The organism is Pseudoroseomonas cervicalis ATCC 49957 (genome assembly GCF_000164635.1).
GTDB classification, from domain to species: domain Bacteria; phylum Pseudomonadota; class Alphaproteobacteria; order Acetobacterales; family Acetobacteraceae; genus Pseudoroseomonas; species Pseudoroseomonas cervicalis.
In genome coordinates, this window is sequence record NZ_GG770832.1 from 1 (window position 1) to 1435 (window position 1435).

Annotated in this window: 1 protein-coding gene; it reads left to right on the forward strand. The window is 78.0% G+C overall.

The genetic code is table 11. The features are described 5' to 3' along the window. A partial coding sequence (locus HMPREF0731_RS19410; RefSeq protein WP_007005914.1) for a heavy metal translocating P-type ATPase occupies positions 1 to 1435 on the forward strand: 1435 nt, incomplete at both ends.

The following is a 1435-nucleotide window of genomic DNA, read 5'->3' on the forward strand; positions in this document are numbered from 1 at the left end:
TACCGCGCCACCAGCGCCGAGGCGGATGAGGCGGCCGAGGCCGCCGCCCATGCCAGGGCGCAGCGCCGGGAGCGGCTGGAGCTGGCGCTGGCCTTCGCGCTGACCGCGCCCTTCCTGGCCGGCATGGTCGGCATGGCGTTCGGCCGGCACTGGATGCCGCCGGGCTGGCTGCAGGCGCTGCTCGCCGCGCCGCTGCAATTCTGGCTGGGGGCGCGCTTCTACCGCGCCGGCTGGTCGGCGCTGCGCGCCCGCACCGGCAACATGGACCTGCTGGTCGCCATCGGCACCAGCGCCGCCTATGGCCTGTCGCTGGTGCTGCTGCTGGACGGGCAGGCGCATCTGTATTTCGAGGCCTCGGCGGTGGTGATCGCCTTCGTGCTGCTGGGCCGGCATCTGGAGGGGCGGGCGCGGCGCGCCACCGGGGCCGCCATCGCCGCCCTGCTGGCGCTGCGCCCCAGCACCGCCCGGCGGCTGGACGAAGCGGGCCAGGAGCAGGCGGTGCCCGCCGCCCTGCTGCGCCCCGGCGACCGCATCGCGGTGCGCCCCGGCGAGCGCATCCCGGCCGATGGCGTGGTGGAGGAGGGCGCCGCCGGAATCGACGAAAGCGCCCTGACCGGCGAGAGCCGCGCGGTGGAGAAGGGCCCGGGCGATGCGGTCGCCACCGGCACCATCGCCCTCGACGGCCGGCTGGTGCTGCGCGCCACGGCGGTGGGCGGCGAGACGCGGCTGGCCCAGGTGGCGGCGCTGGTGCAGGCGGCCCAGGCCAGCCGCGCGCCGGTGCAGAAGCTGGTCGACCGGGTGAGCGCCATCTTCGTCCCCGCCGTGGTGGCGATCGCGCTGCTGACCCTGCTGGGCTGGCTGCTGGTGGGCGCGGCGCCGTCGGAGGCCATCCTGCACGCGGTGGCGGTGCTGGTCATCGCCTGCCCCTGCGCGCTGGGGCTGGCCACGCCGGCCGCCATCATGGCCGGCACCGGGGCGGCGGCGCGCGCCGGCATCCTGATCCGCGACGCGGCGGCGCTGGAGCAGGCCGGGCAGATCACCCTGGTCGCCTTCGACAAGACCGGCACGCTGACCGAGGGCCGCCCGCGCCTGGCCGCGCTGCACCCGGCCGGAGGCGTGGCGCGGGAGGAGGCCCTGACGCGCGCCGCCGCGCTGCAACTGGGCAGCGAGCATCCGCTGGCCCATGCCGTGCTGGCCGCCGCCGGCAGCGTGCTGCTGCCCCCGGCCGAGGATTTTCGGGCCCTGCCCGGCCGGGGTGTGGAAGGCCGCGTGCAAGGGGAGGCGCTGCGCCTGGGCAGCGCCCGCCTTCTGCGCGAGGCCGGCGCGGACCCCGGCGCGCTGGCCGAGGCCGAGGCGGCCGAGGCAGCCCAGGGCCGCACCCTGTCCTGGCTGATCGGCACCGAGCCGCCGCGCCCGCTGGCGCTGCTGGCCTTCG